The organism is Nonomuraea soli, assembly GCF_013761175.1.
Classification (GTDB): Bacteria; Actinomycetota; Actinomycetes; order Streptosporangiales; family Streptosporangiaceae; genus Nonomuraea; species Nonomuraea soli.
This window is the reverse complement of the sequence record NZ_JACDUR010000005.1, coordinates 779940-796738: the sequence shown is the minus strand read 5'-3', so window position 1 is coordinate 796738 and position 16799 is coordinate 779940. Positions and strand designations below refer to the sequence as shown.

Sequence of the window (16799 nt, the reverse complement as noted above, 5' to 3'; positions counted from 1 at the left end):
CCGCCACGCCGTCGATGACACCCATGGCTACCTATGGTGATGTTAATGTCTCTCTCCGTAGTTGACACCGAGAGACTGGTAGGGTCATGGCCGGATATCTTCTCGCCGGAGCGAGCGCCATCGCACTGGTGATCATCGCCAGCGTGTTGATCAGGAAGCTGCGCAGCGCATCCGACGACGGCGACCCGGCTGGTCCCACCGTCGCCCACGCCGGGTCGATGATCTCGGCGCTGTTCCTCATCGCGTTCGCCATCGCGATCGTGGTGCCGTGGACTACCGCCGACGCGGCCAGGCTCAACACCTACGCCGAGTCCCAGGCCATCGCCGAGGCGTCGTGGTCGGCGGCCGAACTGCCCGCCGCCTCGGTCGCCACGATCCAGACCGGCCTGCACGACTACGCCAGGTTCGTCAAGGACGCCGAGTGGCCGCTCATGGCGGACGGCAAGCTCAGCCCAGAAGGCTGGGCACGCCTGGAGGACCTGCGCAAGGGCGTCGTCGACCTGCAGGTCAAGGGCAACGACGAGGAGGAGGCCCAGGCCTCGGTCCTGCAGCACATCAGCGAGATCTCCGCCACCCGCAGGCAGCGGGCGATGGACGCCGCCGCCACCCCGCCGCCGAGCCTGCTCGGCGTCACCGTGGCCACCGGTCTGGCCGTTCTCGTGCTGCCGCTGCTGGGCGGGGCCAGGCCACGCGGGATGGCGCTGCTGCCGCTCGCGCTGATGGCGGTCCTGCTGGGCATGGGCATCTACCTGACCGTCGACATCTCGCGTGTCTTCGACGGGGCGCTGGCGGTCACGCCTGACGCCTTCTCCGGGCTGCTCTCCGAGCTCCAGCGCATCTCCTGGAGCGCCTGACCATGCGGCTGGCGCTTGCCGTACTGGCCATCCTGATGGCAGCGGGCGCCTCGGCCGCGGGGGCGGTCGCCGAGCCGGAGCCCGTCGGCCGGGTCGTCGCGATGGCGGCCCACCCCTCGGGGGCCGCCGACGAACCGGAGGACGCCGACCACGCCGAGACCGTCGAAGACGCCGGCGAGCCGGACGTGACGTCCGAGGACGACGCCGTCCACGACGAGCACGGCAAGGGCGGCGGCGTCGTGGTCGGGCCGGTCGACGTCGAGCTCTGCGTGAACGTCGGCGGGCTCGTGTCGATCAACCTCGGCTGCGGGTGCCCGGCGGAGTGCGCTCCGCCGCCCGCGCCCAAGCCGAGCCCCAAGCCCACCTACAGCCCCGCCCCGCCGCCGCCCACATACAGTCCGGAACCGACCCCCGAGCCGACGCCGACACCGACACCGACGCCGACGCCGACGCCGACCAAGCAGCCCAGGCTGGCGCAGCCGGTGCCGATCGTGGTGCCGCCTCCGGCTCCCGACAAGCCGAAGAAGACCCCGCGAGCGGTGGTGGCGCCCGTCCCCGAGCGCCGGCCGCTGCGGATCGCCGCGGCGCCGCCCCAACGCCGCAACCCGCTGGGCACCGTGGTGGTGGTCGTGGTGCTGGTCTCGGCCATCTCGACGGCGACGGCCATCGCGTTCGCCCGCTAGCCCCTCCCGGTTTTTCTAGTTCTTCCTGATCAGCGTCACGCCGTCGCGGATCGGCATGATCGTCGTGGTCACGCGAGGATCATTGATCACCAGCTCGTTGAACTCGCGCATCTCCTGCACATAACGCTCGGTGCGGGCGGGATCGGCCACGGTCCCGCCCCGCAGCGTGTTGTCGGCCAGGATCAGCCCGCCCGGCTCCATACGCTCCATGACGAGCTCGTAGTAGGCGGGGTAGTTCGTCTTGTCCGCGTCGATGAAGGCGAGCTGGATCGGGCCCTCCACCTCGCGCAGGGTCTCGGTGGCCGGGCCCAGCGTGAGCGTGATCTTCTCGGCGAGCCCGGCCTTCTCCCAGTAGCGGCGGGCGACGGAGGTCCACTCGTCGCTCACGTCGAAGCAGTGCAGGCGCCCGTGGGTGAGCCCGCGCGCGATGCACAGCGAGGAGTACCCGGTGAACGTGCCGACCTCGACCGCCAGCGTGGGATCGACCAGCTGGGTGAGCATCGTCAGGAATCGTCCCTGGTCAGCTGAGATCTGCATGCCCGCGGCGTCACCTGTCAGACGGCGAGTCTCTTCTGCGAGCTGAGTGAACAATTCGTCGGAACGTGTCGTGTGGTCCAGAATGTACTGCTCGACAGCGGGATCGATGTAGCTCATGCCTGCCAGCTTAAGGAGTGCCGATGATCAAGCGTGTGGCCGTGGTCGTGGTCGCCGTCGCCGTGATGGCCACCGTGTTCTGGGCCGGCGGCGACAAGGCGCCCGACCAGGCACAGGCCCAGACGCCGATCACGCGCCAAGCTGACGGTTCGCTCGTGCTGGCCCTGCCCGGGGTGACACAGCCCGTGCTCGACCTCTACGAGGACTTCGACTGCCCGATCTGCCGGGAACTGCACGGCAAGGTGAACTCCACCCTCCTGAAGCTGGCCGCGCAGGGCCGCCTGAAGGTCGTCTTCCACCCCGTGACGATCTTCGCGGACGAGCCGATGCGCTCCAACTCCATCCGCGCCGCGGCCGCCGCACGCTGCGTCCCGGCCGAGAGCTGGCTGGCCTACCGCGAGCAGCTGTACGGCATGCAGCCCGAACCGCACGGCACCGCCAGCGGATTCACCCTCGACGAACTCGTCGCCGCAGGGCAGAAGGCAGGAGTACGGGCGACCGGATTCGACTCCTGCGTGCGCGGCCAGGAGCGGGCGGCCGGCCACCTCAAGGACAACCCGCAGCTCGAAGGCACGCCCACCGTGCTGCTCAACGGTCAGATGCTCGGCGACCTCGCCTTCGACCCCAACGCCCTGGAGCAGGTCGTGGCGCAGCTCGGCGGCACGTATCTCGAATCCTGAGATCCATGTGCCAGATGTTGAATGCCTGTGGCAGACTCGGTTTCACCATGTTCTACGGTCTGCTCATTATCGGCAGGCGCGCTGGCTGACAAAGGACACCGCCAGCGCGCAGACCTCTCACGTCCGTGAGGGGTCTTTTTCTTTGCTTCAGGAGACTTCAGATGGCCGACGACCGCTTCCACGTCTACGACACCACGCTGCGAGACGGCGCTCAGCAGGAGGGGCTCAACCTCACTGTCGCCGACAAGCTCGCCATCGCGCGGCACCTGGACGGGATCGGCGTCGGCTTCATCGAAGGGGGCTGGCCGGGCGCCAACCCCAAGGACACAGAGTTCTTCAGGCGTGCTCAAACAGAGCTGGACCTGAAGCACGCGCAACTCGCCGCGTTCGGTGCGACCCGCCGAGCCGGTGTGAAGGCAGCCGACGACCCGTTGGTAGCCGCCTTGCGCGAATCCGGCGCGCCGGTCGTGACCCTTGTCGCCAAGAGTCACGACCGGCACGTGGAGCTGGCCCTCCGTACGACTCTCCAGGAGAACCTCGCGATGATCCGCGACACGGTTTCTCACCTTCGTGCGGAGGGACAGCGAGTCTTCCTCGATGCCGAGCACTTCTTCGACGGCTACAAGTCCAACCCAGCCTACGCGCTGGAGGTCATCCTGGCTGCCGCCGAAGCCGGAGCCGACGTCATCGCCCTGTGCGACACCAACGGCGGCATGCTCCCCGACGAGCTCGCCGACGTGGTTCACGCCGCCGCCGGCACCAGCGCCCGCATCGGCATCCACTGCCACGACGACACCGGCTGCGCCGTCGCCAACACCCTGGCCGCCGTCAAGGCCGGCGCCACCCACGTCCAGGGCTGCGCCAACGGGTACGGCGAGCGTTCCGGCAACGCCAACCTCTTCACCGTCGTCGCCAACCTGCAACTCAAGCGCGGCTTCGACCTCGTGCCTCCCTCCGCGCTGGCCGACATGACCCGCATCGCCCACGCGATCACCGAGGTCACCAACGTCACCCCCAACTCCCACGCGCCCTACGTCGGCATGTCCGCCTTCGCCCACAAGGCCGGCCTGCACGCCAGCGCCATCAAGGTCGACCCCAACCTCTACCAGCACATCGACCCCGCACTCGTCGGCAACGACATGCGCATGCTCGTCTCCGACATGGCCGGACGCGCATCGGTCGAACTGAAGGGCCGCGAGCTCGGCTACGAGCTCACCCCCGAAACCACCAAGGAACTCGTCGACCGGGTCAAGGACCTCGAATCCAGGGGCTACACCTTCGAAGCCGCCGACGCCTCCTTCGAACTGCTGCTGCGCGACACCGTCCACGGAGAGCGCCGCCGCCACTTCGAGGTCGAGTCGTGGCGCGTCATCGTCGAACGCACCAAGGGCGGCGAACTCGTCTCGGAAGCCACCGTCAAACTGCACGCCAAGGGCGAGCGCATCGTCGCCACCGGCGAGGGCAACGGCCCCGTCAACGCCCTCGACCGCGCCGTCCGGCTGGCGCTGGAGAAGCTCTACCCGGAGCTGGCGAAGGTGGAACTGGTCGACTTCAAGGTGCGCATCCTCGAGGGCACCCACGGCACGGACGCCATCACGCGGGTGCTCGTCACATCGAGCGACGAGACGAGCGAGTGGGACACGGTGGGGGTGGCCGAGAACATCATCGAGGCGTCTTGGCAGGCGCTGGAGCAGGCGGTCACGTACGGGCTGCTGAAGGCGGGGCGCGACGCCTGAAAGGCATGGGCCTCCCCTGTCGGGCGCTTCGCGCCTGGGGGGTCGGGCTCCCCTTCTTTGGGGGGCCCAGCCCCCCAAGACCCCCAGCCGGGGGCCTGCCGGCCCCCGGGTCCCCCGTGTCGTTGCCGTGGTTGGAGGGGTGGGGGGGCCAGCAGAAATGATCTAGGAAGTGTTCAGCGAGGTCGTTGATCTCGTCATGAAGAAGGGCGAACGGGTGCCTGGGTCGTGCGCATCCGTTGGCAGATCCGAGATGACGTCCACCAAGCGTTCATGAGGTCAGCCGCGCGGTGGCCGGGGCTCGTGGGCGGCGGTACGGTGACGCTCGTCCAGCTCAACCCAAGAACGCAGCACGAGGTCGCCGTGTTCTGCCCCGACCTCGACAAGGTGCCGGCGTACGCCGCTCTGGGGGCACACCCACCCGCTGCTGCGCCTGGCCTTCGCGCGTCGCGGGTGCGCGGCTCCTTTGCGGCGGCTCTCGAACGTGCCCGCCGTGCGCTGAGCACCTGGGGCCCGGACGTTCGCCGGGCGCCGCTGCAGGGGCAGCTCTCGCCCCACTCCGCACGGGGGCGCTGCCAACCGCGGTGACGCCGCCACGGGGGCGCTATCGGGCCTTCCATGGCGAACGCATGGGGAATCTATCAGGACCCTCCCGGATGCTCCTTCACGAAGCGAAGCGGGGCGCACCACACAAGGCTCGCCCCACCAGCAACGTGTGGATACCCATGAGCAACCGGAGGGCCGTCGTGTCCCGACCTTTCCTGATCAAGCCCGAGAACGCGCCCGGAGAAAGGCGCATCCGATGAGCCGCACCGCGAACGTGGCGCTGGCGGCGATGACGGTCTCGTTCGGCCTCAACTTCTCCATGGGCGTCTTCTTCGCCCCCACGGCGTCCGCCTACGGCATCGGCGCGTCCGCGCTGTCGCTGGCGGCGGCGGCGAGCACCGCGCTCACGGGCCTGGTGCAGTGGCGCATCGGGAGACTGCTGGATCTGGTGGGGGCCAGGGCGGTGCTCGCCGTGGGGCTGATCCTCAGCTCGGGCAGCTACCTGGCCCTGTCGGTGGTCCGGCAGACCTGGGAGTTCGTCGTCACCTACATGGTGCTGGGCGGTCTCGGGTTCGCCGCCTCCTCCAGTTTGACGATCACCACGCTGATCTCGCGGTCGTACGGCACGCGGGCCTCGCCCGCGCTCGCCCGCGCCGCCATCGGCATCAACCTGGGCCAGGTGCTCGCTCCGTGGGCGGCGACCGCCCTGTTCGAGCCGGTCGGGGTCCGGGGCGCCTACGCGATCCTGGGCGCCTTGAGCCTGGTGGTGACGGCGGTGTTGTGGTTCATGCTCCCGCCTGACCGGGTCCGCGACGCGGTGGCCCCGCGAAACGCCCCGCGAAACGCTTCGCCGGGCGGCGAGGCGGCGGCCGGGCGCGGGAAGGTCCTGGTGTCGTTCGGCCTCCACGCGGCGACCATGTACGTCGTCGTCCTCATGCTGCCCAGGCACGCCCTGGAGACCGGCTGGACGGTCGTCGGCGCGGGCCGGCTGGTCGCGGTCGTCGCCATCGCCGCGGGCCTCACCTCCGCCGTGGTGGCCCGCCTGCTGCGCACTCACCGTCCGGAGACGCTGCTCCGCGTCCTGTACGGCGTGCGCGCGCTCGCCCTGCTCCTGGCCGTCTCCATCCCCGGCCAGGAGGTGCTCGTCGCCGTGGCGGTGCTGTTCGGGGCCGCCTCCTTCCCGGTGATCCCGCTGACCATGGCGATCATGTCCCGCGGGCTCGAGCCCGGGAGGATCGGCCGCACCCTGGCCCCCGCCTGGGTCACCCACCAGCTCGCCGCCGCGTCGGGACTCGGCGTGGCGGCCCTGATCCACTCCCTGACCGGCGGCTACCGCGGCTACTTCTTGCTCGGCCTGGCCTTCAGCATCGCGGCTGCCGTACTCCTCACTCCTGACAGAAAGCCGGTGTTCACCTCATGACCGTCACCCACAACACCCTCGAGATCCAGGGTCAGCAGATCTTCTACCGCGAGGCGGGCGACCCCTCCAAGCCCACGCTCGTCCTGCTGCACGGCTTCCCGACCAGCTCGGCCATGTTCCGCAACCTGATCCCGGCGCTGGCGGGCGACTATCACGTCATCGCCCCCGACCACCTCGGCTTCGGCCAGTCCGCGATGCCGCCCGTCACCGGGTTCGACTACTCTTTCGAGTCGCTCACCGCGCTCACCCTGGAACTGCTCGACACGCTCGGCGTCGGCCGTTTCGCCCTCTACATCCAGGATTACGGCGCGCCGATCGGCCTGCGCATCGCCTCGCGCAACCCCGAGCGGATCACGGCGATCATCACCCAGAGCGGCAACGCCTACCTGGAGGGCTTCACGCCCTTCTGGGAGGTGCTGTTCGCGCACGCCACCGACCGGGTCACCCACGAGCCTGCCGTACGCAAGCTGCTCGAAGCCGACGCCACCCGCTGGCAGTACACCCACGGCGTCCCCGCCGACAGGCTCGGCCTGATCAGCCCCGACACCTGGACTCTCGACCAGGCCTACCTCGACCGGCCGGGCAACAAGGAGATCCAGCTCCAGCTCTTCTACGACTACAGGAACAACCTCGACGGCTATCCCGCCTTCCAGGAGTACTTCCGCACCCACCGGCCGCCGGTCCTCATCGCGTGGGGCAGCAACGACGAGATCTTCGCCGCCGCCGGCGCCAAGGCCTTCCTGCGCGACTTGCCGGAGGCCGAGCTCCACCTGCTGGACGCGGGTCACTTCGCTCTGGAGACCCATGGTGAGGAGATCGCCGGCCTCATCCGTGACTTCCTGGCCCGCACGCTCAACTGAACGATCCCGAAAATTCCTCGCCACAGCGGGAATCGATCTAACGGTTTATGGGCTTTCTATGCATTAGATGATCCGCCCGATCTCCGGTACGGCTCGCGCCCGCGCCAGCGGCGCGGGCCGTACCGGCGCCACCACCTCGACAGGAGCACGATCATGTCCCGTCCCCCGCTGCCGCCCTTCACCGCCGCGACCGCCGCGCAGAAAGTCCAGCTCGCCGAGGACGCCTGGAACAGCCGCGACCCCGAACGGGTCGCCCTCGCCTACACCCCGGACTCCGTCTGGCGAAACCGCGACGAGTTTTTCACCGGCCGCGAGGAGATCAAGGAGTTCCTGGCCCGCAAATGGGCCAAGGAGAACGGCTACGCGCTGCGCAAGCAGCTGTGGGCCTACACCGAGGACCGGATCGCGGTCCGCTTCCAGTACGAGTGGCACGACGAGTCCGGGCAGTGGTGGCGCTCGCACGGCAACGAGCTGTGGGAGTTCACCCCGGACGGGCTCATGGCCCGCCGCGAGGCCAGCATCAACGACGTTCCCATCGACGAGAGTGATCGCACGATCTTCGGATCCCGTACGACAGGGTGGTCCCGCGCATGAGCCGCTTCGCCCAGCTGGCCTTCACCGACGGCGTCCGAGCCCAGCAGAAGGCCCACGGCAGTGACCGCGCCTACCGGCGCATGCTCGCCGGCCCCGCCGAGCCGGACCGCCTGGGAGCCTACGAGCGCGCCTTCGTCGCCGAGCGCGACAGCTTCTACCTGGCCACCGTGAGCGAGACCGGCTGGCCGTACATCCAGCACCGCGGCGGCCCGCCCGGCTTCCTGCGCGTGCTGGACGACCACACCCTCGGATTCGCCGACTTCCGCGGCAACCGCCAGTACATCTCCGTCGGCAACCTCGGCCACGACGACCGGGTGTCGCTGTTCCTGATGGACTACGCCAACCGGACGCGGCTGAAGATCCTCGGCCGCGCCCGGGTGGTGGAGGACGACCAGGAACTGGCGGTCGCCGGATACGCGGCGAAGGTGGAGCGTGCCGTACTGATCGACGTCGAGGGCCACGACTGGAACTGCCCCCAGCACATCCCCCAGCTGTTCCCTCGCGAGGCCGTCGAGCACGCGCTCACCCACCTGCAGGACCGGGTCGCCGCACTCGAGGCGGAGAACGCGAGGCTGCGCGCAGCCTCGGCCTGAGGGCCGATGCTCAGTGGCCGAGCTCCTCCAGCAGCGCTCTCATGTCGTCGGCCTCGGGATCCCCGCACGCGGCGAAATGCTCCAACGCCCGCTCGGCCTGCTCGCGTGCCGCCCCCGGGTGCCCGAGGTCGCGCTGCGAGAAGGCCAGCCCCGCGCGGGCGCGTGCCTGCTCGGCGCGGTTTCCGGCGATCAGCGCGAGGTCCAGCGCCTCCTGATGGATCCGCGCCGCCGCCCCGGGATCACCGGCCAGCCGCCGGCATTCGCCGATCCCGTTGAGCGCGTTGATCTCGTGGTCGCGGTAGCCGAGCTCGCGGAAGATCTCCAACGACTCCCGGTGAAGCTCCACGGCCCGCTCGTAGGAGCCCGCGTACTGCTGCATCCATCCCATGTTCCCCAGAGCCTTGGCCTGGCCGAGGCGGTTGCCGAGTTGCCGGTGCACGGCGAGCGCCTGCTCGAAGTAGTCCATGGCCAGGCCGTACTGCTTGCGGTTCATCGGGATCAGGCCGAGGTTGTTCAGCGCGGCCGCCTGGCCCTGGAGCAGGCCGAGCTCGCGGCTCAGGTCCAGGTAGCGCTGGTAGTGCCCGGTGGCGCGGTCGAAGTCCCAGGTGTGGAAGATGATGTTCCCCAGGGCGTTGTGGGCCAGCGCCTCGCCGATCCGATGGCCTGTCTCGCCGTACAGGGCCAGCGCGGTCAGGGTGATCTCGTAGCCCGGCAGGAAGTCGCCATGGCGGCGGTGGGCCCAGCCCAGGCTGACGACGGCACGCGCCTCCCTGTTCCTGTCGCCGAGCGCCTTGGCCGCGCGGGCCGCGCGGGTGTGCAGGGCGAGCGCGTCGGCGTGATGGGCCCGGCTGTCGAGGTACGGGTCCAGGACCGCGGACAGGAGGCACAGCTGGTTGTCGTCGGCGGTGTGGCTGATGGCCAGGAGGTTGGCGCGTTCCGCGTCCAGCCAGGCGAGGGCCTGGTCGGGGGTGGCGAGCGGGACCTCGGGGGTGTGGGGGCGGGGGACAGCGGGCCTGGGGTCGAGCTCCTGGGGGTAGATCAGGTCCACCGCGGTGGCGGCGGTGTGGAGGTAGTGCTCGACCAGCCGGGCGAGGGCCTGGTCGGAGGTGGCGACGATGCCCCGGGCGTATTCACGCAGCAGGTCGTGAAAGGTGTACCGTCCCGGCTCCGTCTGAACGAGCATGTGCGCGTCCAGCAGCCCCTCCAGCAGTTCCTCAGCCTCCTCCACGCGCAGATCGGCCAGCGCGGCGGCGGCGTGAGCGTCGAGATCGACACCCGGATGCAGCCCCAGCAGCCGGAACATGCGCTGCTGGCCGTCCCCGAGCTGCTCGTAGGACAGCGCGAAGGCCGCCGCGACCCCCCGGTCGGTCGTGGCCAGCTCGCTGAGCCTGCGGCGCTGGTCGCGCAGCCGGGCGGCCAGGTAGGCGACGCTCCAGCGAGGCCGGTGGCGCAGCCGGGCGGCGGCGATGCGCACCGCGAGCGGCAGCATCCCGCACAGGTGCAGCACGTCCAGCGCGGCGACCGGCTCCGCCTGCGCACGTTCGCCGACGATCGAGGTGAACAGCGCGATCGCGTCCTCGGCGGGCAGCACCTCCAGCGACAGCAGGTCGGCGCCGTCCAGGTCGAGCAGCCGACGCCTGCTGGTGATCAGCATGAGGCTGTGGGTGGCGCCGGGCAGCAGGGGCCGCACCTGTTCGGTGTCGCCCGCGTTGTCGAGGACGATGACGGCACGCCGGTCGGTCAGCTCGGCGCGCCAGAGCGCGGCGCGTTCGGCGAGTAACAGCGGGATGCGCTCGGCGGGTAGTCCGAGCTGGCGCAGCAGGGTTTCCAGCGCGGCGCCCGGTTCGATGGGCGGCTGCCCGGGAGTGTGGGCGTGCAGGTCGACGAAGAGCTGCCCGTCGGGGAACCGGCCGGCCAGCCGGTGGGCGGCATGTACGGCCAGCGTGGTCTTGCCGACCCCTGCCATGCCGTCGATCGCCGAGATCGTCACCACCGCGCTGCCTTTGGCCCAGGAGTCGGCGAGCCGGTCCAGCTCGCCGGCACGTCCCGCGAAGTCGGGGATGTCGAAGGGCAGGAACGACAGCGGCCGCGCCTGGGCGGCGGTTTCGGGTTCGGCGGCTGGCTCGGCGGGCGGGGCCAGGGACGGGTCGTCGCGCAGGATCGACTGCTCCAGCTGCTCGAACTCGCGGCCGGGGTCCAGTCCCTGCTGGTCGGCCAGCGTGGCGCGGAAGGTCCTGCCGACGGCCAGGGCGTCGCTCTGACGGCCGGAGCGGTGCAGGGCCAGCATGAGCTGGCGGGCCAGCCGCTCGCGCAGCGGGTAGGCGGCGACCTGCGCGCCCAGTTCCTCGGCCACGGCCTTGTGACCACCCAGTTTCAGCCCTAGCTCCGCCAGCTGCTCCACCGCGCCGAGCCGTCGCTCCTCCAGCCTGACGCGCGCCTGGGCGACGAAATCGGCGTTCACGTCGGCCAGCGCCTCGCCCTGCCACAACCCCAGCGCCCGCCGGATCTGCGCCGCCGCCTGCGCCGGGCCGAGCCCGGCAGCTGTGGTGACCAGGCCGGTGAACTCGTGCAGATCCAGCTGACCGGCCTCCAGGTCGATCGCATACCCGCCGCCGCGGGTCGCCAGCAGCCCTTCGGCCCCCTCCGCGCGCAGCACCTTCCTGATCGCCGCGATCGACGCCTGCAACTGGGCGCGTGCGGTGTCCGGCGCCGCCATGCCCCACATCGCGCCGATCAGCCGCTCGGCGCTGATCACCGTCCCGGCGTGCAGCAGCAGATAGGCCAGCACCGCCCGCTGCCGGGGCGCCAGTCCCTCCGCCGGCCGCCCGTCCTTCGACACCGACACCGTCACCGGTCCAAGCACCACGAACCGCACGCCGATCCCCCCGTTGGTCCATACATGGCGAACGAATGGCGAATGTAGCAAGCCTCGCCCGCATGCTCCCTCTCAGTTCCACTGACTGAGAAGGAGCCCCACATGTCCGGACTTTCACTGATTCAGCCCGACACCGCCACCGGCAAGGCGGCCGACCTGCTCGCCGCCGTACAGACGGCGCTCGGAGTCACCCCGAACATGACCAAGGCCATGGCCAACAGCCCCGCGGTGCTCAAGGCCTACCTGGACTTCAGCACCGCCCTGTCCGCCGGCGCGCTGCCCGCCTCCACCCGCGAGAGCATCGCCCTGCTGGTCGCCCAGGAGAACGGCTGCGACTACTGCCTGTCCGCCCACACCTACATCGGCACCAAACTGGCCGGCCTCTCACCCGAGGCCGCCACCGACGCCCGCAAGGGCCAGGCCACCGACGCCAGGACCGCTGCCGCCCTCACCCTGGCCACGAGCCTCGTGCGCAACCAGGGCGACGTCTCCGACCCCGAACTCGAAGCCGCGGGCGAACACCTGTCCGAAGGCGAGATCGCCGAGGTCGTCGCGCACGTGGCGCTGAACGTCTTCACCAACTACCTCAACAAGAGCGGCCGCGTCGCCATCGACTGGCCACTGGTGCGCAGCACCGACTGAGCGCCCGCACCGGCTCAGGACCCTGCACCGCCGCTACGAACCTCGAACAACTGCCCGTCGTCACGAGGGTCGCAGGGCACCTGAACCAGGGGGGACCCGGATCGCGGGCTCCCCTTCACCCCCAGGCACAGCAGGCTCTGCCCTGCGGGGAGGATCAGTACGCCGCCATCGGTGTGCTGCAGCGTGAACCGGTCCATCTGGATGCCGTCACACACGTCGTCGGAAAGCGCCACATCCGCCTGGACGGAACCGTTCAGGGTGCCCATGCAGCCGGCACCCCAATAGGGATGCTCGGTGGTGACCCGCCACGCTTGCTCGCCGTACGGTTTGAGCAAGCGTGGTGGGAAACTCCGTGCGCAGTCGGCCAGATGCACGAGCCCGGACTTGTCCATCTCGCCCTTCTCCGACAGGCAGAACCCGCCCAGCGTCAGCACATATCCCACCGACGCCGGCCGGACCACCGATGCGGTCCCTTCCCGGGGCGCCTGCCTCAGCATGCCCCACGCGAACGCGACGAGGCAGAGCAGGACGACCGTGCTCCCGGCGACAACTCTCGTGAGACGCGACCGCGGCGACGACTCGCCGGGGACCGTGACCTCCACCAGTGGGTCAGGCGGCGCGGGAGGCGGCTGGACGGGCACAGCCTGCCGATCCGCCGATCGGGCCAGTTCCCACAGCACCATCAGCCGGGCCTCATCAGCCTCCGCCAACTGCACGAGTGCACGGGTCACGTCGCGGGGCGGCAACGCCTGCCCGTTGAGATAGCGCCCCCACGCCGACTTGCTGCACGCGGTGCGCCGCCCCAGCGTGGCGATGCTCAACCCGGTGCGATCCTTCAGCACCCGCAGTTCGATCACCAGAGTGCGAAGCTCGGGCGAGAGCGTCGCGGGCAAAGACCGCCAGACTGCCACGGATTTCTCCGTCCCGGTCTGTCCCGCCGGCTGCCCCTGTCACGACAGGTCGGAGGCGGGTCAGTCCCGCTGTGTCCCACGTGTGGAACACGATCTTATCCGCCGTCAGCCGCACTGTCATGATGCGCGTAATCGGTCGCCGAGCTGCGGCGCATCGTCCCGTAACCCCCCGAGGAAGGCTTTCCATGGCCAGATTCATCGCTCAAGCGACGGCGATCGCCCAGGCAGGCACCCAGGCCGGCCTGGCGATCACGGACACTCACGACAGTCAGGGGCCGCTTCTGCGCGAGATCCTGGCCAAGACCGGCGGCGCGTACATGCTGTCGATCCCCGTGTCGCCCGAATTCCGCACGGCACTCGCGGCCACCACCACGGAGCAGACCGTGGAGGTCTCCCTCGAACATCTCAGGGGCATGGACCCGAACACGACGCGCGTGGTGATTCGCGTTGGGCTCGACCCGTCAGACCGCACCTGAGCGGTGAACCACCTCCTCCACACCGTCTCCGCCTGCTACCTGATCATCACCTTGGCCGCGACGGCGCTGGCCAAACTCCGAAGCCGCCGGTCCCTATATCCGGTGTTCGCCCAGATCCTGCGCCTTCCTGTACGGCTCGCAGCGGGCGTCCTCCACCTCGTGATCACGATCGAACTCGGCCTGGCCGTGGCGCTCACGCTCGACATCGATCACGTCGCCATCGCCAGCGGTCTGGGCCTTCTCTTCACGGGTTTCGCCATCCACAACACGATCCGCTCCAGCATCACGCAGCCCACGCAGGACCTCGGATGCCTCTGCGCCGGGACCGTGAGCCAGGGGAACACCACCACCTGGTCTCCCGCCGCATCGGTCACCGCGAACCTGTTCCAGCTCGCCGTCACCGGCCTCTGGCTCACCACGGCGAGTTCCGGAGGCCAGACGATCAGAGCGGCAACGCTGGCCGTGCCGTTCATCGCCCTCGCGATCGGCCACTACCGACCACGCAGAACCGTCCCGGACGTTTCAGAGGAGAGCAAGCCATGGCCGACAACCACCACCACCCTGACGCACCCGCACCTCTAGGCGACCGCAGGTCCTTCCTGCAGAAGCTGGCGGCGGGCATCGCCATCGCCGTCCCCTCCATCGGCGCCCTCGCCGCCGGGCGCCCGGCACTCGCCGCGCCCTACTGCGACACGAGCAAGCACTGCCGCGCGGGATACGTGCGTACGGTGCTGCTCGGCAGGATCTGTGGCGGAGGGGACAGGTACAAGCATCTCGCTCAGAAGTGCACCATCTGCGGGTCGACGTGCTCGACGTACTTGCAGCTGGAGTGCGTCTGCTGCTGCTGACCCCGAGCGAAGGGAACCGCCGGATGATCCCAGGGCTCAGATCAGGTTCGCCGAAAAGCTCACGGCCCCGTCCGCGGTGTGCACCGTGACCTTGCCGCCCGAACACGACACCTTGGGATCCTCCACCCCCGGCACCACGATGGTCAGCACGTCCGCGGCGGCCGGTGAGACGACGACGGTGGCCGGCTTCCTGGACAGATAGGTGGGCGACACCCACCCCAGCTTGCCTCCACGCTCGACCTTCTGCCCGGTCAGCGGCCTGCAGCTCGACGACAGCTGCACCAGCGCCACCTTGAACTTCCCGTCGCCCAGCACCACCACGCCGCCCTTGTTCGACACGAGCGTCAGCGAGTCGGCGAAGCGCCAGATGTTGCGCACCTTCTTGCCTCCCGCGGCGCCGTCGCGCACCGCCATGATGTCCTCGCCGTGGTTGACCAGCACCTTCCTGGTGCGGCTGACGCCGTAGGCCTGGTCGGTGAGTTCGTAGGCCTGGCGGTCCTTGCCGAGGGAGCTGTCGACGAGGCGCGAGGCCGTACGGGGGCGGAAGCGCGCGCCGACGACGGTGGGCACGTTGTGGGCCTCGTGCGACATCGTCCAGTAGCGGTACTTGCTGCGCTCGTAGGAGTGGAAGCCGGCGTCGACGAGGATGTCGCGGCCCTGGGCGTAGTAGGTGACGCCCAGGTGGTCCTCGTGGCCGTGGTACTTCATGCCGGGCCCGAAACGGATGCTGTAGTAGGCCGAGTCGGGCTTGCCCCATTCGGTGCGGCCGTAGGCGTAACCGGACCGGTAGACCTTGACCTCCTGGGCGGGGGTGCCGGTCTCCATCTTCGGCTCGGTCTCGGCGCTGCCGTCGCCCAGGGGGGCCATGTAGCCGTTGGGCTGGGTGGAGTGGGCGATGAAGTCCTTGAGCGACTCGGCCCTGCCGGCGATGTCGCCGGGCACCTTGATGCCGCATTCGCGCATGTTCGTCATGGCGACCTGGAGCCTGCCGTACACGTAGACGGCGTAGCGCGGCGCCTGCTCGCGCAGCGCGCCCTGGGAGTCGACGTCGAGCTTGACCGTCTCGGTGAGCCGCCTGACGGCGAGCTTGGACCAGTCGGAGCGCTTGTAGCGGCAGCCGATGGCCATCAGCGCGATGTCCTGGTCGATGCCGTGGTTGTGGCCCTTCTTGTACAGCGAGGGCGTGGACAGCAGCTTGGCGTGGGCGCTGAGGCTGTCCTTGAGCCACGGGTCGTCGACGTGCATGCTCAGGCAGACCAGGGCCTGGGTGCGCAGGGAGACCGGGTGGTCCTTCCAGACGTACGGCTTGCTGGCGCCGGGCTTGTTGTGGCGCCACCAGTCGGCGGTGATCTCCTTGGCGCGCTCCAGGAACTTGTCGTCGCCGGAGTTCTCGTAGGCGACGACGAGCGTGCCCATCCAGCGCAGGGAGTGGAAGACGTACTCCCAGGAGCGGTTCTTGTACGGCGAGGCGTCCCAGTTGATCTTCTTGCCCAGCTTGACGGGCGGCAGGCCCACCAGCGAGACCTCGCCCTTCATCACGTCGTCCGCGGTGGGGGTGCCGGGGATCCAGTCGCCCTGGCACTGGGCCGTGCGCTTGACCGGTTTGTCCGCGGCGTGGGCGCCCCCGGTCAGCCCGGTGAGGGCAAGCAGAACGGCGGCAGGCACGACGAGGGGACGCACGTGAGGTCCTTCCGGAGCGAGGGCGGCGCAACATGTTTTCCGGTTCGTCAGTTATTGGTCAAGTTGAGTACCAGATCGTTATTGCTGGCCGGATTCTGTCGATTGGTGACGCTCCGGCCACTCGCGCCGGAGCAGCGCAGGCGGCACCCTGTCCCCATGAACTTTCCTGACTCCGCCGCCTGCCGCACCGCCCTCGAAGTGGCCACCGAGTTCCAGACGCCGTCGCTGCTCAACCACTCGATCAGGGCCTACCTCTGGGCCGCCGACCACGCGGGACGGCACGGCATCGCCTTCGACGCCGAGCTGCTGTTCGTCTCGGCGATGCTGCACGACATCGGTCTGGCCGCGGCCTTCGACAACGTGTCGGTGCCGTTCGAGGACGCGGGCGGGCACGTGGCGTGGGTGTTCGGCGCGGGCGCCGGCTGGCCGGTGGAGCGGCGCCGGCGGGCCGCCGAGGTGATCGTGCGTCACATGTGGGACGTCGTGGACGTGACCGAGGACCCCGAGGGCCACCTGCTGGAGCTGTCGACCGCCATGGACATCTCGGGGCGTCAGACCGACGAGATCCCGGCCGAGGTGCGCCGCGAGGTGCTGGCCGCCTACCCGAGGCTCGACCTGGTGACGGAGTTCGCCGCCTGCTTCGTGGCGCAGGGCGAGCGCAAGCCCGGCTCCCTGGCGGCGCGGTTCGTCAAGGCGGGGCTGGACGGCAAGCTGGCGGCCAACCCGCTCAACTCGTAGGCGCCAAGCCGC

At 69.7% G+C, this 16799-nt stretch carries 17 protein-coding genes; 13 read left to right on the top strand and 4 right to left on the bottom strand.

Translation table 11 applies throughout. From position 1 onward, the window contains the following. Positions 1-86 precede the first annotated feature (86 nt). Together HNR30_RS26935 and HNR30_RS26930 are read left to right on the top strand one after the other, a co-directional pair. Positions 87-854 (top strand): bestrophin-like domain, encoded by a 768-nt coding sequence (locus HNR30_RS26935; RefSeq protein ID WP_181612785.1) that lies wholly within the window; start codon positions 87-89, stop codon positions 852-854. A 2-nt stretch (positions 855-856) separates the two neighbouring features. Next, positions 857-1537: a hypothetical protein gene (locus HNR30_RS26930; RefSeq protein ID WP_181612784.1), complete on the top strand. Its 681-nt coding sequence runs from the start codon at positions 857-859 to the stop codon at positions 1535-1537. A gap of 15 nt (positions 1538-1552) precedes the next feature. Here HNR30_RS26930 and HNR30_RS26925 read toward each other — a convergent pair whose 3' ends face one another. Further along, on the bottom strand, positions 1553-2191 hold the full coding sequence (locus HNR30_RS26925) for an O-methyltransferase (protein ID WP_181612783.1): 639 nt from the start codon (positions 2189-2191) through the stop codon (positions 1553-1555). A gap of 23 nt (positions 2192-2214) precedes the next feature. Here HNR30_RS26925 and HNR30_RS26920 point away from each other — a divergent pair, with 23 nt between their 5' ends. The 6 genes from HNR30_RS26920 to HNR30_RS26895 all read left to right on the top strand — a co-directional run bounded on the left by HNR30_RS26920 (position 2215) and on the right by HNR30_RS26895 (position 8617). Beyond that, positions 2215-2871, top strand: coding sequence for a DsbA family protein (locus HNR30_RS26920; RefSeq protein WP_181612782.1), 657 nt, complete (start codon positions 2215-2217; stop codon positions 2869-2871). 161 nt (positions 2872-3032) lie between these two features. Beyond that, entirely contained in the window at positions 3033-4607 is a 1575-nt protein-coding gene (gene cimA / locus HNR30_RS26915) for a citramalate synthase (protein WP_181612781.1), read from the top strand. A 799-nt stretch (positions 4608-5406) separates the two neighbouring features. Beyond that, positions 5407-6570 (top strand): MFS transporter, encoded by a 1164-nt coding sequence (locus HNR30_RS26910; protein ID WP_181612780.1) that lies wholly within the window; start codon positions 5407-5409, stop codon positions 6568-6570. Further along, positions 6567-7430 carry an alpha/beta fold hydrolase gene (locus HNR30_RS26905; RefSeq protein WP_181612779.1) on the top strand — a complete coding sequence of 288 codons (864 nt, stop codon included), beginning with the start codon at positions 6567-6569 and terminating at the stop codon, positions 7428-7430. Before HNR30_RS26910 ends, HNR30_RS26905 begins: the two co-directional genes overlap by 4 nt. Positions 7431-7583: 153 nt before the next feature. Continuing rightward, positions 7584-8024, top strand: coding sequence for a nuclear transport factor 2 family protein (locus HNR30_RS26900; protein ID WP_181612778.1), 441 nt, complete (start codon positions 7584-7586; stop codon positions 8022-8024). Next, positions 8021-8617, top strand: a complete 597-nt coding sequence (locus tag HNR30_RS26895) for a pyridoxamine 5'-phosphate oxidase family protein (RefSeq protein ID WP_181612777.1) — start codon at positions 8021-8023, stop codon at positions 8615-8617. The genes HNR30_RS26900 and HNR30_RS26895 overlap by 4 nt, the downstream gene beginning before the upstream one ends. Positions 8618-8627: 10 nt before the next feature. Here HNR30_RS26895 and HNR30_RS26890 read toward each other — a convergent pair whose 3' ends face one another. Further along, complete coding sequence (locus HNR30_RS26890; protein WP_220134003.1) at positions 8628-11492, bottom strand: AfsR/SARP family transcriptional regulator; 2865 nt, start codon at positions 11490-11492, stop codon at positions 8628-8630. 102 nt (positions 11493-11594) lie between these two features. Between HNR30_RS26890 and HNR30_RS26885 the strand changes: the two genes are divergently transcribed. After that, positions 11595-12134, top strand: coding sequence for a carboxymuconolactone decarboxylase family protein (locus HNR30_RS26885; RefSeq protein ID WP_181612776.1), 540 nt, complete (start codon positions 11595-11597; stop codon positions 12132-12134). Between the two features lie 14 nt (positions 12135-12148). Here HNR30_RS26885 and HNR30_RS26880 read toward each other — a convergent pair whose 3' ends face one another. Then, positions 12149-13045 carry a helix-turn-helix domain-containing protein gene (locus HNR30_RS26880; protein WP_181612775.1) on the bottom strand — a complete coding sequence of 299 codons (897 nt, stop codon included), beginning with the start codon at positions 13043-13045 and terminating at the stop codon, positions 12149-12151. 185 nt (positions 13046-13230) lie between these two features. On the opposite strand from HNR30_RS26880, the gene HNR30_RS26875 reads away from it, so the two are divergent. Genes HNR30_RS26875 through HNR30_RS26865 form a run of 3 tightly spaced genes read left to right on the top strand, consistent with a single transcriptional unit; the run spans position 13231 to position 14369 of the window. Then, entirely contained in the window at positions 13231-13521 is a 291-nt protein-coding gene (locus tag HNR30_RS26875) for a hypothetical protein (RefSeq protein ID WP_181612774.1), read from the top strand. A 3-nt stretch (positions 13522-13524) separates the two neighbouring features. Further along, positions 13525-14103, top strand: a complete 579-nt coding sequence (locus tag HNR30_RS26870) for a MauE/DoxX family redox-associated membrane protein (RefSeq protein WP_181612773.1) — start codon at positions 13525-13527, stop codon at positions 14101-14103. Continuing rightward, positions 14061-14369, top strand: coding sequence for a hypothetical protein (locus HNR30_RS26865; RefSeq protein ID WP_181612772.1), 309 nt, complete (start codon positions 14061-14063; stop codon positions 14367-14369). The genes HNR30_RS26870 and HNR30_RS26865 overlap by 43 nt, the downstream gene beginning before the upstream one ends. Before the next feature lie 36 nt (positions 14370-14405). On the opposite strand, the gene HNR30_RS26860 is transcribed toward HNR30_RS26865, so the two are convergent. Then, positions 14406-16049: a heparinase II/III family protein gene (locus HNR30_RS26860; protein ID WP_312894659.1), complete on the bottom strand. Its 1644-nt coding sequence runs from the start codon at positions 16047-16049 to the stop codon at positions 14406-14408. 156 nt (positions 16050-16205) lie between these two features. Here HNR30_RS26860 and HNR30_RS26855 point away from each other — a divergent pair, with 156 nt between their 5' ends. Next, positions 16206-16787, top strand: coding sequence for an HD domain-containing protein (locus tag HNR30_RS26855; RefSeq protein WP_181612771.1), 582 nt, complete (start codon positions 16206-16208; stop codon positions 16785-16787). The last annotated feature ends 12 nt before the right edge of the window (positions 16788-16799 follow it).